General features: G+C 45.6%; 11 protein-coding genes. 4 read left to right on the top strand and 7 right to left on the bottom strand.

Translation table 11 applies throughout. The features are described 5' to 3' along the window. Window positions 1-49 precede the first annotated feature (49 nt). From ACRC53_RS11790 to ACRC53_RS11760, 7 genes are read right to left on the bottom strand one after another with little or no spacing between them, the layout of a single operon-like run. Entirely contained in the window at window positions 50-580 is a 531-nt protein-coding gene (locus ACRC53_RS11790; protein ID WP_438622525.1) for a DUF3833 domain-containing protein, read from the bottom strand. After that, complete coding sequence (locus tag ACRC53_RS11785) at window positions 577-1,149, bottom strand: chalcone isomerase family protein (protein ID WP_438643588.1); 573 nt, start codon at window positions 1,147-1,149, stop codon at window positions 577-579. The genes ACRC53_RS11790 and ACRC53_RS11785 overlap by 4 nt, the downstream gene beginning before the upstream one ends. Beyond that, window positions 1,133-1,648, bottom strand: coding sequence for a DUF2878 domain-containing protein (locus ACRC53_RS11780; protein ID WP_438643587.1), 516 nt, complete (start codon window positions 1,646-1,648; stop codon window positions 1,133-1,135). Before ACRC53_RS11780 ends, ACRC53_RS11785 begins: the two co-directional genes overlap by 17 nt. Continuing rightward, on the bottom strand, window positions 1,629-2,882 hold the full coding sequence (locus tag ACRC53_RS11775; RefSeq protein WP_438643586.1) for a class I SAM-dependent methyltransferase: 1,254 nt from the start codon (window positions 2,880-2,882) through the stop codon (window positions 1,629-1,631). Before ACRC53_RS11775 ends, ACRC53_RS11780 begins: the two co-directional genes overlap by 20 nt. Before the next feature lie 7 nt (window positions 2,883-2,889). Continuing rightward, the gene (locus ACRC53_RS11770) at window positions 2,890-3,642 is read right to left on the bottom strand and encodes a DUF1365 domain-containing protein (RefSeq protein WP_438643585.1); all 753 of its coding nucleotides are present in this window, start codon (window positions 3,640-3,642) and stop codon (window positions 2,890-2,892) included. Next, window positions 3,639-4,889: an NAD(P)/FAD-dependent oxidoreductase gene (locus tag ACRC53_RS11765; protein ID WP_438643584.1), complete on the bottom strand. Its 1,251-nt coding sequence runs from the start codon at window positions 4,887-4,889 to the stop codon at window positions 3,639-3,641. The genes ACRC53_RS11770 and ACRC53_RS11765 overlap by 4 nt, the downstream gene beginning before the upstream one ends. A 3-nt stretch (window positions 4,890-4,892) precedes the next feature. Next, a complete protein-coding gene (locus ACRC53_RS11760; protein WP_438643583.1) occupies window positions 4,893-5,633 on the bottom strand; it encodes an SDR family NAD(P)-dependent oxidoreductase in 741 nt (246 codons plus the stop codon). Between the two features lie 314 nt (window positions 5,634-5,947). Between ACRC53_RS11760 and ACRC53_RS11755 the strand changes: the two genes are divergently transcribed. The 4 genes from ACRC53_RS11755 (at window position 5,948) to dptH (ending at window position 14,595) form a co-directional block, all read left to right on the top strand. Next, complete coding sequence (locus tag ACRC53_RS11755; protein WP_438643582.1) at window positions 5,948-6,244, top strand: hypothetical protein; 297 nt, start codon at window positions 5,948-5,950, stop codon at window positions 6,242-6,244. Window positions 6,245-6,579: 335 nt separating this feature from the next. After that, a complete protein-coding gene (dptF, locus tag ACRC53_RS11750) occupies window positions 6,580-8,199 on the top strand; it encodes a DNA phosphorothioation-dependent restriction protein DptF (protein ID WP_438643581.1) in 1,620 nt (539 codons plus the stop codon). Between the two features lie 8 nt (window positions 8,200-8,207). After that, complete coding sequence (dptG, locus tag ACRC53_RS11745; protein ID WP_438643652.1) at window positions 8,208-9,530, top strand: DNA phosphorothioation-dependent restriction protein DptG; 1,323 nt, start codon at window positions 8,208-8,210, stop codon at window positions 9,528-9,530. Beyond that, entirely contained in the window at window positions 9,511-14,595 is a 5,085-nt protein-coding gene (gene dptH, locus ACRC53_RS11740; protein ID WP_438643580.1) for a DNA phosphorothioation-dependent restriction protein DptH, read from the top strand. The genes dptG and dptH overlap by 20 nt, the downstream gene beginning before the upstream one ends. The last annotated feature ends 1 nt before the right edge of the window (window position 14,596 follow it).

Genomic DNA, 14,596 nt, shown 5'->3' with positions numbered 1-14,596 from the left:
TTAAGCGTCTTGAGTGAATAGACTTTAGTTATAGATATAGCTTATCGCCTCAGGCTTTGGGTTTTTGTTCGATATAAATAATCACTTCACCGACTTTAAAGCCAAATTTGGTGATTTCGGCTTTATTAATCAGGCGATGCTGATCAATAAGGTACATCCAGTCATCAAATTTGACGTTAACGTTTTTACCGCCACTGAGTTCCAGATCTAGCGTATAGCGCCAGTTCATAGCAAAACCGTAGGTATTTCCACCGGCAGTACCGACAATATCACCGGCAGTGCCTTGCCACTTCTGATTAACCTTCTGTAAATGCCAGATGCGCTCTTGTTTTTTGCCATCATCAAACAAGAATTGTTCATGCAATTCGCCTTTGTCCGCGGAGTTCCAGATCCCCTGCATGGTGACACTGAAACGCCGTTGCACTTCACCGCTGCGGTCGGTCACTATGCCATAGCCGACCAAATCACCACTGAAGAAGGTGGGCAGATTCCATTCTGGTGTTTTACCCGCATAGTTTTCCGGTTTTACGCCGCAGCCGGTGACCATGCTTGCTGCTAATAATAAGGGAAGGGCTTTCATGGTTGTTCTCCTTTGAGTTGCCGAGTTAGGGCAGGTTGTAAGCTGTTTTCCGATAGCCAGATTGCCAAAAACGAAGGGCTAAATTGTGGTGCACGTATTTGGCCGATGCGCTGGGCGTTATGGTAGAACTCACCGATATTCGGACTTGATGCATAAAAAGTGAGCGTATCGTAGGGCTTAATATCGGGCCAGATCTGTTCGAGTTGGGTTAGCCAGTTCTGGCGTACTTTTGGTGTCTGGATTTTGAGGCGCTCCCACTCATCGCGTGTGGTGCTGACTAAATCTTCAGCATCGATATCAGTAAAATAGGCAATGGATAAGGCAACTGGATAGGTGTTGGGTTGGTAAACGCCACTGCGGTTTAGCAGGGTGACGCTGTAAATATCGGCCCATAACCAGCTCATGGTGCCTTGACCGACCGGTTTTAACTGTTGGGTGGGTAAGGCGTAGAGCACAGGGCTAAATCCGCACACAACCAAAAGGGCCAGTTGCACTATACAGGGATAGAACAGGCGATGTGGCCAGAATGGGCGGCTTAGTGTGTGGTGATTATCACTCAGAGACATCATCGGGATACCTCGTTGAAATACATCGAACAAAGTAAATAAGCAGGGGGAGCAGCAGTGCCCAGATAGCCGCAATACCGATGATCACCGGTATCAGTGGATAACCAAAACGGACAACACCCAAAGCATATGCAGAAAAATAGGAAAGTGCGCCCCCCAGTGCGCCAAAAAAGATCTGCCAGCGTAGGTGAAACGTAAATAACCAGTTCAAGCCGTGTGGCAGCGCCAAAATAAAACCGACCCATAGTGCCATCATCCATACAGGGAAAGTGCTTGGGAAAATAAACACGCCGGAGTCAGTCAGCAGAAAATCAATGCCAATTCCTAATGCGGATAGCGGTAAGATCTTTAGATCGCGCAGCGGTGTGGGTGTAAGAACCAGATGCAGCAGTACCAGTAGCAGGCAAAGCACGGTCGCATGGAACTGCACTGCCGCGAGCCAATACAGTTCAAAGGCAAAAAAGTGGGCCCAGCGCCAATATTTAGCGTGTAAGCGGGGCATTGAGAGCATTCCATGCCAGTGGGCTCGGCTTGCAGCCGGTGATATGCACGACACTGATAGCGCGCTCTAAAAATCCGGCTTCACAGTAGGCAAAGTAAAAATTCCACAGACGAATGAACTCATCAGAAGCGCCAAGTTGTTGTATGGCGAAAGTGTGCTCATTAAAGGCTGCGCGCCACAAATGCAGTGTGCGGGCATAGTGGTGGCCGAAATCGTGCATCTGCACCACATTCAGATCAGTATGGCGGGTGAGGGTATCGAGTATGACGCTCAGGCTGGGAAGAAAGCCGCCCGGGAAAATATAACGGCGGATAAAATCGGTTTGGCTGCGGTACACCTGATAGCGTTGATCGCGGATGGTGATCCCCTGAATCAGAAAACGCCCTTGTGGGGTAAGTAGCGAGGCGATTTTGGCAAAGTAACTCGGTAAAAAGGCTTCACCGACTGCCTCAATCATCTCGATAGAGACCACTTTATCAAACTGACCTTGGATATGGCGGTAGTCTTGTAACAATATGGTGACTCTATCTTGCAACCCTTCGGCCTGAATACGCGTTTTTGCAAATGCAAACTGCTCTTGCGACAAGGTGACTGTGGTGACTTTACAGCCATAATGCCGAGCGGCATACACCGCCAAGCCGCCCCAGCCACTGCCAATCTCCAGTAGGTGATCGTGCGCCTGTAAATCGAGTGTCTGGCATAGTGTCTTGAGTTTGTTGTATTGCGCGTCAGCCAGTGATTGGTTCGGGTGGCTGAACAGGGCAGAGGAGTACTGCATTTCGGGGTCGAGAAACAGCCGATACATCTCATTGCCCAGATCGTAGTGCTGGGCGATATTTTTGCGTGCGCCCTGTAGGGTGTTACGGGTCAGAAAGTGGCGTAGGCGATTAAGAGGCGCAGTCAGCCAGCGTAAACGGGCTTCGAGCTTATCAAAGACCGCCTGATTACGTGCCAGTAAACGGATCACCTGCACAGGATCGGGGCTACTCCACTGCCCTTGCATCCACATTTCACCGGCGGCGACATCACCGCCCCAGAGTAGTCGGCGATAAAATAGCGGATCATGCACCGTTAATGTGGCGGTGATGCTGTCATCGCGGTGAATCGTCAACCCGCCAACGTGGTCATCATGAATAATTAACGTGCCGTGGGTAATGGCGTGTAAAAATTGCAATACCAGCTTACGGGCATGGCTATTAACGGATGACAGAGTTTGTATACGGGCTGAATCCATACGAGCCTCACGGATGCGGATAAAAACGAAAGCCTTTGAGCAGCATTTTGGCTGCCTGATAATAAATAAGAACAACCACTTTTAGTGTCATCGCCGGAAAACGGCGCAGCAGTTGCCGCGTGCTGGCCTGCGTAACAGGTTGCGCACGTAATGACAAATGCGCGTGAAATACTGCCTGTCGGGTCTGTTTATCAAGATTGGTGATACCGACGGAAAAATGGTCGGGATCATAGTGAATCTGCCATTGGTACTGCATATCCATAGGCATAAACGGCGAAACGTGAAAGGCCTTATCCGTATGCACAGCCTCTGCAGGTAATGGGACCAGATAGTAGTCACGCTCACCCCAGGGGGTATTCGACACTTCAGCCAGCAGATAACGCGGTTGCTGTTGCTGCATAAGCAGATAAAAATTAATTGGGCTGAAATACACGCCAAGACAGCGGGGGTTACCGATAAATAGCACGGTGACATCGTCATTCAATATTGCACCGAGCTGGCGCGCTTTATCCCGTGCAGCTTGGCGCAGTGAACCTTCACCGGAGAGATAATCGGTGCGGCAAAAACGGAGTAATGGAAATCGCCCTAATCGGCTGGCTACCCAGTTTTGGTGCTCAGGCAGATCATCTAGCCACTTTCCCAGCATATAGATCTGATATTTAAAGGCATTTTTTTTCGGTGATCGGCGGCTGTGCAGTACCTCACCGTGCCAGTACAGGGTGTGCGGCAATGTATCGGCGTGGGCAGTCGGCTTTGTCATGGGAATACCACGCCGAGCTGCCGTGCGATATCGACCGCACTGCGCACGCCATCTTCGTGAAAGCCGTTGTACCAATAAGCACCACAAAAATAGGTTCGGTTAACGCCAGATATCTGATCACGCTGTTGTTGTGCCCAGATCCCTTCCGGTGTAAATGTCGGGTGGTGGTAACGTAAGCGTTTGATAATACGATCTTTGGCAATAGGGAAATGTGGGTTTAAGGTGACACAAAAGGTATGTGCAGACGTTATTCCCTGCAAAATATTCATGTTATAGGTGATTTGCGGTAACGCGTGTAGATCTGGTTGCAGGCGGTAGTTCCAACTGGCCCATGCCAAACGGCGTGTAGGTAATACGCGGGTATCGGTATGTAACACAGCTTCATTTTCCGCATACGGCAGTGCGCCGAGGATATGCTGCTCATTCGGCGTTGGCGCGTCTAGCAGTGCTAGCGCCTGATCGCTATGGCAGGCAAAGATCACTTTATCAAAGGTCTGCATTTGACCACCGGCTTCTATCTGCACCGTATCGGGTAACCTTCTAACACGCTGCACCGGTGTGGCTAAACGTACCGTGGCGCGTAAGTCTTTCATCAGGGGCTCAATATACTGGCGTGAGCCGCCTGGGATCACGTACCACTGCGGGCGGTCTGCTACATTCAGCAACCCGTGGTTGGCAAAAAAACGTGCGAAAAACAAAAAAGGGAATGCCAGCATTTGCTGCACGCTGGCTGACCAGATAGCGGCACCCATCGGCAAAATATAGTGTTGCTGGAAAAAAGAGCTAAAGCCGTGGCGATGTAAAAATGTGCCGAGTGTGGATGTATCGTTCGCCTCTATTTGGTGCAGCTCGGCGCTCGCCAAGCGGTTAAAACGCAATATCTCAGCGATAAAGCGATAAAACGTTGGGCTTAATAGATGGCGGCGACGGGCGAATAGGGTGTTTAGATTGTGCCCGTTGTATTCAAAATCATTGTGACCACAGACCGAGAAACTCATTTCGGTTTTTTGTGCTTTGACGCCGATGCGGGTAAGTAGCTGATTAAAAAGTGGATAGGTGCGATCGTTAAATACGATAAAGCCGCTGTCGATACAATATTGGCGGCCATCTAGTTCGATATCGTGGGTGTGGGTATGGCCGCCCAAACGTGATTGTGCTTCAAACACGGTGATATCGTAATGCGGATCGAGCAAGTGGGCGGCTGTTAGCCCTGAAATTCCTGAGCCGATAATGGCGATCCGTTCCATGGATTATGTCCTTTTCAAGAGTCGGGCCAGCCAGCGTTCGGGTAAAAGCCGTAGCAGTTTTAGGCTGAAAATAAACAGTGCTGGAAAACTGATGATGGGCCGACTTTTTTCAATTCCCTGAATGATGTGTGCAGACGCGGTTTCTACGCTGATTATTCCTAACATCGGGAAGGTATTTTTATCGGTTAACGGGGTTTTGATAAACCCCGGTTTGACTAATAGCACATCAATACCGTGCGAGCGAAGATCTAGACGCAGTGATTTGGCCAGATAATCTACAGCGGCTTTGGATGCGCCATAGGCTTCGGCACGTGGCAGCGGTAATAGGGTGACGGACGAGCTGATAAAAACCACTTTGGCGTGTGAAGCTAGGCGGGGCAGGAGATAGTGCAAACTGTAGCCAAGGCTTTGCACATTGGTATTTATCACGCGCTGAAACAGGGCTGCATCAAAGTGCAGCGGATCGTCGATATATTCACAGGTGCCAGCATTGAGGATCAGCAGATCCCACTGTTGTAACTCAGGCAGTTGTTGGTAGGTGTGCTCTTCGGTGAGATCACCGCAAAAGACGTCGATACCCGCTGCTGTTAATTGGGCGATTTTCTCTGGGTTACGCCCAATACCACTAACCTGCCAGTGGCGTGCCTGATAATCGTAAGCCAGTTGCTCACCAAGGCCAGAGGTGATTCCGGTGATTAAAACTCGCTGTGGGGAAGCGGTGCCAATATTCTTAGATTGCATCATGGTCAGCCTCATCATTAGGTTGCGAGAACGCCTAAGAGTAGTCAGCCGCTGATAGGCAGGTTTTGCCTGCTTACCCATGCTTTTGGCCTACCGCTATATAGTTATGACAATCTGTTAATAGAGAGTAAAGGAAAATAGCGGCAAACAAACAAGGTGAACGTTAAAAGAATAAAGAAACTTTTTTATAACGCTGGTGGTTATAAAAATGTGGCTCGCAAAACGGCCAAGTGCAAGTGGGAAGAGAAATCATATCAGCGATAAAATAACAGTAGATGATTCTGTGTTTTTACTCTCATGGAGCAAGGAAGCTACCGATGTTTGATCCTAAAGATATCTATAACCCTCGTGAGTTCCGCGAAGGTGAACGAGCAGATTTGGGTTATTCTGCTGGAGAAAGACCTTCGTATCATGAATCGAAAAGAAATGATTGTCATGATGGTTGTGTGCATAAAGAACGCACATCGAGTCATTGGTTGTCACCTGCATGGTTTTTCTTTTTAGGGTTTATGACGGCTTTGTTCATTGCGTATCGCTGGCCACTGTTGTTCGTGCATGTGTTAACTGAGTTTTGTCATTTTTTTATGCGCATTGGCGGGGGTGTTATAGAGTAAGCTATCACTCATAATGAGCGAAAAATTTGGGTAATATTTAGGTAGTATTTATTGCTAGCTATCTCAATGGATCTTTTTATCATGCATTTTCTACAAAATGATATGTAAGGCAATTATATCCAGTGTAGTTGTGTTGTAATCGCCCACGATAGTGATTTTATGGATAGTGTATCTGCCTAGACACAATTTAAGGTGATTTTAACTAGTAGTAATTCATTTTAAGGTGAAAAAATATGATAGATGTCAAGGAGTCATAAAGTCGAGGCGATGTAAGTAGTAAATCTGTGATTCAATGAGTTAATGTTTTAAATATATGAATATGACAGGGTTATGTTGTGAGCTCAATCTCTCTTCGCAAAGCTCTTGGCGTCTTAGCTAAATCATCTTCTTTTTCAGTAAAAACAACAAGTAATCGTAAACTTGATGTTTATGATGATCTAAAAGAGTATCTCTATATTAAGCCTGAAATTGAGTTTGAATTTGAAAAATTTCTAAGCAACTTAAAGAAAGGCGAGTGTGTGTTTTTGTGTGGTAGTAGTGGTGATGGTAAATCAGAACTATTATCTAGAAGCTATGAAAAATATAGTAATCGCTACACTTTTCACTTGGATGCAACGCACAGTTTTTCTCCATATCAATCTGCTATTGACGCATTAAATGAGGTGTTCGATCAGCTCGGTGAGGGACATCCACCATTAGTCATTGGCATCAATATTGGTATGCTGGCAAACTTTGCAAAAGAGGGAGCGGAGCGACATCAACATTTACGTAATGTGATTGATAAATACCTTGATAAAGGTGAGTCGTTTCAAGGTCTATATAGTTTTTTTGATTTTGAATCTTATCCTAAGTTTCGCATCAGTGACGCTGATAATAGTTACTCTACGTTTATGCGTGAATTGCTACAGCGTTTAACAAAGGAATGTGATGAAAACCTATTTCATATTATAGCTTTGGGCGATGAGTCTAGAAACATTGAGCGGAGGATTACAACAAATTTTAGATTGCTTGCAAATGATGGAGTGCAAGAGGTAATTATTAGTGCCTTATTTAAAACGAGGTTATTTAAAGGGCAATTCATTACTACGCGAGCGTTATTAGACTTAGTGCACCAGCTTTTGGTTGGTGATGGTTACTTATTTGATAATTTATTTTGCGGTCAGCATAATGAGCTGAGCGCCCGGCTGTCTGATTTTGACCCCGCGCTAATTCATACAAAGGCTATTGACCAATTTATTCTTCGCTATGAATTGAATTTACCAGATCAAGACCTTGATTTATTTATGACTGAGATAAATAAAATTGGTATTGAATTTAATTACTCAAACGAGCCTCCTAGGGAGGCGGCATCGCTTATACGACTATTTTATCTGTTAAAAAATAGTGAGTTAGGTAATAACTACCACCATAGCTTCCGTGCTGATTTTGAGGAACAATTACTCGAATGGTATACAGCAGTTTGGCTACAGCACAACCAGTATCTTGGGGAGGGCGAAAGCCAGTTAGCTCTACGTAGTTTCTATGTGAAAGAGCTGATTCCTGCGATTTTTGTCTATGCAAATCGTAATGCTCCTGAACTTTCAAAACGTGAACTTTCGCTTGGTCAATTTGGACAGTGCCACGTTGCAGCCCCTGTTGAGTTGAAAGCTGACTTTAATTCAATTAAGCAAAAGCATGTAGAGAAACACGATCACTTTTGCGCGTATTTGAAGGTTGGTGATCAGCTCTTAGAACCGATGACGATTAATCTCAATTTGTTTGAGTTAATTTGTAAACTCAACAAGGGGTATCGGCCAAACAAGTACGATAAGAATGCAATCGTAATGCTTGATGAGATGGTAGAACAAATCCGCTCAGTCGCAAAAAAAAGTCCTGAGCTTCACTATTTCGAAGGCGATCAGCATTATCGTCTAGGCCTAGATGACGACATGATCACTGTAGAGGGGACTAGATAGCTGTGTCTCTGTATCCAATTCCTTTCGGATTAGCTCCTGCTGATAAAAACATACTTACTAATTACTGGCCTATTCGTAATAAAGGCAATGAGTTTGACTGGGATACCGTGACTGGTGTTGTGTTAAGTCTTGCCCTACGAAAGCAGGTGACGTCTTATGAATTTGAACAGTTTAAGAATGAGTGTAAAGATCGGTTTGAAGACAAACTTGATGACCCCAATTTTTGGCCGGTATTAGAGCGCGCTTATTTCTCAAATGACTCGCTGTATCGCATTTCACCGCTGTTTTTATTGTTCAAAGCCAGAGGTAAAATGGAGGGGAAAGCCGATCTTTGCACTCCAGATAAGAGATTGTGTAAATTTTTTGCAGCTCTTATGGGTGATTTCTTTCTCGAGGATCCGCTCGATGATCGGCTCAACTTTGTTGAGCAAGAGCTATTGTCAGTTTTGCAAGACAACCTGCAAAGTGGCAGTTTGGTAAAAAATGATGATGAGCAACCTTATCTGCCTTTTTTGAATACCGTATTTCGTGAGGATATTCGTTTTCTTGCAGCAAACCCTCAATATCTGCTGCAAGCGTTGCCCGGCACGCTCAAACTTTATGCTTTTGCCTACTGTGCTCAGTTGGCTTTAAATGTAACCGATTGGCAAAACGAACCACAGAACAAGCCTCTCTATTTTATTCTTGATTCAGAAAAAGCTAGCTCGGAACGAATGTCTGTAAAACGTTCGGGATACAAGTTGCTAGCTGCTGCCAGTGAACGCGTTTTCCCGCTCCTTTCTGCTCTTGAGGCGCTTCAGTTACAGGGAAATGCAAAAAAAAGACCTCTTTGGCAGGTTTATCGTGATGCCTCACAATACGTTAACCAAAAGGAGTTGCTTGAGGCATTGAATAACTATCTACAGGCCTTTAAAGAAAAGCGCAAATTACAGTCTGTACGACCTTTGACTAACAATGTAGCGGAAGCTTTTGAACAGCTCAAAGAGTTGGCATTGGAGCAATTCCGTGATGTTACAACTACTCGTTGCGGTGTGAACAAAAAATATGTCAAAGAGTTGGAGGATAAGTTTTTAAGTGATTTTATTCAGGCCCGAGGATCAGCTGGTCGTACCCTAGTGTTGAATCAGGATCAACTGTTATTGCTGACTAATCTTACCATTGGTAAGGCTGAAAAGCTGCGTTTACACGAACTGCGCAAAGGGTTCGAGTTGAGAGGTTTTTATCTTGATAATCAGTCATTGCAGCAACTGGTGAGCTTCTATGAGCGAATGGGTAATGTAGAAAGAATGAGTGATAGTGGAGATGCTGTGTATGTCCGTAAGACCCTTTGAACATTTTCTGGCCGAGCGCTTTATCGAATGGGTGAGTGCAGACATTGAGCCTGGCTCTCGTTACCAGTTTAAATCCCCTAGCACTGATAACGGATTCAGGTTATATCAATCGCTAGTGACTTTTGCTGCTACAAATTCATTAGCTACAGCTGATGGCATTGCTCTGCCATATATAGAGTGTAATGGCGTGCGAGTTTTACCCGTATTACATGGTGACACGCCAGGATTTACTGAGAACTATATTTCGCGCTTACGCGACCTAGTGGCTGGGCGCAGTGGAGAATTTGAGAAAACAGCCTTGCTGATTATTCATAATAGCATGCTGGATACCCTGATCAATAGTGCGCTTGATTTGGGTGCTCCCGGAGTAGTCTGGCATCCCGATTACCTCTCACAACAGCTTAGTACTCTCATTGATATTGGCAGTAACAATAAAGAGTTGTCAGCCTGTTTACTCGAGGAGCAGCTCGCACTGATTACAGAAGATGGCGCGACTGTATTTGGTTTTGCACCTCTATTTAGTGCTCTCGATCAGGATGGGGTACTGGAGTTTGATGAACTTCAGCTATTCGATGATCCTGTCATTTTGAACTGGAGTGGGAAAAAGACGCAAATCAGCAAAAGGTTGCAAGCCAACCGCAAGCTGCGGCGAGAGATTGAAGATGCGGTGGAGCATTACGACATCGATCAACTCGAAAGTGTTCTTAAAGAGTTCAGTGCTAAGTTTATTCGTGAGCATTTTCAGGATGACCGCTGGCGTGAGCTAGAGTTTGAAGCCTATCTCAAAGAAATAGAAGCTAATAAAACACAAAAACTGCAACTAGAAGAGGTTGCTGTTGATTGTGGTTTACTGCAGCAAAGAGCCAAGAGCCAGACCAAATCAGGCCAACGTGAGCTAAGTATGCTGATCCAGCTTCCGCCTGGAGAAAAATTCCTCAACCTCTCGCTTACTTTCATCGGCAATGATTTGAACTCTAGTCAGTTCAAACTGATGCACAATGCATCGCTCAAAAATGTGGTGACTTACTCAGTAAACAAGGCGGGTGGTAAGCGTTGTTGGACAACGGTGTCGCTGCCAGTAACGGGAGAGCCAACTTTTTTTAGTCTTGAACTCAAAAGAGACAACCGCTCTGAAGAGTACAAATTTCGCTGTCTAGTTGTAGAGCAAGGCAATTTTTATTTCGATGATTTGCTGCATTGTTTTAGAGTTGATGCAGGTAAGCAACGACTAACATTTTTGCTGGAGGAGAACAAATTTAAAGTTAATCCAGAGCAAAATACCATCATGTACTTGTCTGGCGATGATGAAGAAGTCGATTGTAGTACTTGTGGTTGGGTGAACTTTGATGCCTTGGCCGAGCAGAGTGAATTGACCCAATTCGATTTGGTTAATGGTGAGTATCGCTTGCCGATCAATATTGAAGGGCCTACCGCTGATGAGAGCATTTGTGTCCCGCTTTTGTTTGACCGAGATCGTTTCAGCAAGTTGCTTAGAGATGATCGTAATGCTGAGTATTTACGAGCCAAAAGCAAGATTATTTTCGATAACAGTGAAAGTGGCGTAGTTGGGATTCGTCAGCAGTTGCTGAATCTTGAAGCTCGCATGGTTGATGAGCGGTCGCTGTATATCGGTTTGAGCGCTGATCCCATGTATCTAACGGCGATTAGTGGCGCATTCTCTTCTTTGCATAGTGCTTATGCCGCCCTGTTTGATTATTTGCAACACCATAAAACATTACCTAGTTTGGTTGCTTGGGGGGACAATTATTGTGCTCTTGTGCAGCGGGTATTGGACGCTTATGAGGCAGCACTAAGAGAGATTCCTACTAATGCGGTGTTGTCGCTTCAACATAAGCAATTGATGCGCATTGGCTTGTGCCGTCAGGAAGAATGGCTTCGAGTTAGTCCGTTGCATCCTTTAGTATTAGCCTATCACCAGCAGCTGGTGACCGAGATAAAAGCCGATCGCGATGAGGATGGTGCTAGTTCCTTTGCTGAATTACCTGAGGTGACCCGCGAGCGTTTAGTTGCATCGGGATTGCTGCCTTTCGTTTACGACAATGATTCAGGTTATGCCCATTTGCTGCCTGTGCGAGAGAACTGTGTTTGGCTTGATGTGGTGCCACAAAAGCAGGAAAGCTACAGCTATATCAAACGGTTAGTTCGTGATAAATTGGCCGAGTTTACACAAGCCTATTCCCGCTTATTCAGTGCGGGAGCTAAGAGCAGTCTGATCGTCAATGCCATCAATCAAGCGAACGCAGCAGAGCTCTTCCTCGGATTAATCGAGCATTTCAAACTTCATAAAGAGCAGGCGATCGCTATTCATGTGAACTTTTATGATGGGCAGTTGCAGTTTAATGATTTTGACCGCTTTTCTGAAATGTCTTCCTATGATGAGTTGAAAACTTGGCTAGGTTTGAATACCACCGCTTTGCGGGCAGAAGCCGATATGTTGATTGATCTTATTCGTAGTGGTTTGACCTATAGTAAGTTCACTTTACCTAACGAGAATGAGCAGTTTACTTATGCCCATTTGGCGTTTTTCCGCAATCAGGAACCGGTAGAATGCCGTCCTATCAAGATTGATGAGGCTTTGAGTGGTGTACTGTGTAATGGTTTGATTGCTGGCGAAGCGTCAGAAACACAAGGTACGGCCTATTTCACCGCGTTTGGCTTGCGTGGTGTAGAATATCAAGAGGTGCAGTCCCTACGTATGGCCCATATGTTGGGTAATTTATGGCAACCGGCTAGCCAGAGTAATGCTCAATATTTAGAGACTAGTTTGGGGCTGGCGGTCAGTGCCAATTTCAAGGCGTTGTTAGCTCGTTCTTATGACAGTGCGTTGTGGACGACAATTATCGATCCTAAGGTGACTTTAGATTTCTTTACTAGTCAGCAAGATGTGGTATTGCTCCACTACTCAGATCAATATACCAGCGCGACTGGTTATGATGCCATCACTGTGACCAAGCAAGTCGATTTATTTAAACGTTTGCTGCAAAAAGAGGGGCATGGCGAAGGGGATACTCTACTCTCCGAATTCAACGCCTTTAATGGTGAGTGGCTGCTTAAAATGCTCACTGCTAATGATAAGGAGCGCAAAGAAAAGAACGGAATCATTGGTGCTTATAAGTTTGTCTCTGCACTACTGCGACAATCCGATATTTGCTGGGTGCCCCTGTCTGTGGCCGAGATGATTCGAGTATCGGGCAATGTAGGGCTCAAGATGAACGATAGTGAGTTCTCTCGTCATGTACATGGGTATCGCAAAGGGGCTATTTCCGATGATGTGTTGTTTGTTGGCTTTAAAGGCAAGCAACTTTATTTGCTGCCTTTGGAGGTTAAAACGGGGGTTAGACCAGACTTTGCTTATGCTGGTCAACAAGCATTGGAACTCAAACGCTATTTAACAGAAGAAGTGCTTGGGCCTAATACGCTAGCCTCGCGGTTTTATCGTAGTCTATTTATTCGCCAAGTACTGATGCAGGTCGACAAACTTAGTCTCTATCAGGTTATGCAACCAGAGCAGCTCGCGCCATTAATGGCCGACCGGGAGTGGTGGCTGAAAGGGGAGTACACCTTATCTAGCGTGTTAGATTACCCTGAAGGCTTTGTGGTAGCTCATATCGAAAACGATACCTTTTTTAAGCCTCACTATCAAATGACCGAGCGAGGTGTGCTACAAGTTGAATTGCCCTATGCCTTGTTAGGTAGTCTTATTCAGTCCTCCAATGCTCCAGCGCTTGATGAGTTAGTGACCCTCTGCCACGTAGATAAACAATATTTGCTGGGGCAGAGAGATGAGGTGGTAAAGCTTGAATCTGGCTCTGGGGCGCGCCAAAACGGAGGAGACACTGCGGTAGTGGATGCTGCGTCAGCGGGTGGGGCGCAAAACACCGATGACTTGGTTATCCCAGTTGTGGTTGAAAGTAAGCCAGCAAAGCCTTTGCGTATCCTGTTTGGCCATGAAGCACTGCGGCAAACTCCGCTCTATTGGGAGCCAACTAATACCGCTCGTTTTATGAATACTAATACTGGCATTATAGGCACTATGGGTACCGGTAAGACTCAGTTTACCAAGTCGCTAATCACCCAGCTGATGCGTCAGCAGCAGAACAATGTCAATGGCGCGCCGATCGGGCTGCTTATCTTTGATTATAAATCTGACTATGTTGATGATGCTTTCAGTCAGGCTAATCAAAGCAAGCGATTACGCCTTCATCATTTACCTTACAACCCGCTTTCACTCTATGGTGATATGCCGATGCTGCCGGTTCATACCGCTACGGGGTTTGCTGAAACCTTAGCTAAAGCCTTTGGTCTTGGCCCAAAGCAGCAGTTACGACTGCGTAAGTTGATCCTTGATGCCTATGAGTTGGCTGGGATTAGTAAGTCGGACTCCAGTACTTGGTCAAGGCCTGCACCTACTTTGGCACAGGTTTGGGATCTGTATCTTGAGCAGGATAAGGTAGACGAAGATTCTCTTTATGCCGCACTCGATTCGTTGATCTCTTATGAGATCTTCGAAACGATGCCAGATGACGTGAGTTCCTTGTATGAGTTACTCGATGGAGTGACAGTGATCGAGTTAGCCGGCTATTCTCCCCAGATTCAGAATCTTGTAGTGGCACTTACGTTGGATCTCTTCTACTCGCAGATGCAAAAACGCGGCAAGCCACAAGTGGAGGGGGACTATCGCCAGATTACTAAGATGATCCTAGTTGATGAGGCTGACAACTTCATGTCTCAGGATTTTCCTAGTCTGCGTAAGATCTTGAAAGAGGGGCGTGAGTATGGCGTTGGAGTGATTCTCTCAACCCAGGATTTGAGCCATTTTAAAACGGGTGAGAACAACTATGGCTCTTATATTTTGACCTGGGTGGTACATCGCGTTGCCGAGATTAAGAATGCCGATATCAAGGCAATTTTTAATAAAGATGATAAGAATGAGCAAGAGCAATTAATGGAAACTATCCGCAAACTAGATAAACACTTTAGTCTCTATATTGATGGAGATAAAAAGCTGTCTATGATGCGAGATAAGGCTTTTTGGGAGTTGTAAA

It is taken from the genome of Plesiomonas sp. (assembly GCF_051652165.1).
Classification (GTDB): Bacteria; Pseudomonadota; Gammaproteobacteria; order Enterobacterales; family CAMTGL01; genus Plesiomonas.
This window is presented reverse-complemented; position numbering and strand designations above follow the sequence as displayed.